At 56.9% G+C, this 346-nt stretch carries 1 protein-coding gene; it reads right to left on the bottom strand.

The genetic code is table 11. The annotated features are described in order from the left end of the window. A partial coding sequence (locus BZG25_RS15790) for a contractile injection system protein, VgrG/Pvc8 family (protein ID WP_256363601.1) occupies positions 1-346 on the bottom strand: 346 nt, incomplete at both ends.

Raw genomic sequence — 346 nt, 5'->3', positions numbered from 1 at the left:
TAGGTCGCTTTCTCGATGCTGCACACAGTATTCACGTTCGGCATAGTCACGGGTTAGCGAGAAGCTAACCTCCGTCACCCCCATTTCCGTGAGCAGGGTTTCTAGAATAGTCGGCACGGTTTGGTGCTGGAAGGTGCGACTGTTTTGGCGAAGCGACAGGCGATATAAAGCAGGCACCAGGGTTAAGCGGTAGCGGGTAAAGTGATGACCAATGTCACCTTGGCTAAAGGCACTGGCGATGCCCTGTACCCGTTTGACCAGCTCGCCGTTGCGCCACAGCGTCAGCTGCACCGGCTTGTCGACCACTTGCTCTGGCGTGATGTCGGTATGGCGGCTGGCCAATGCC

This window comes from Salinivibrio sp. ML198 (assembly GCF_001996015.1).
Taxonomy (GTDB): domain Bacteria; phylum Pseudomonadota; class Gammaproteobacteria; order Enterobacterales; family Vibrionaceae; genus Salinivibrio; species Salinivibrio siamensis.
The sequence above is the reverse complement of the archived record's forward strand: the minus strand, read 5'-3'. Positions and strand labels throughout refer to the sequence as shown.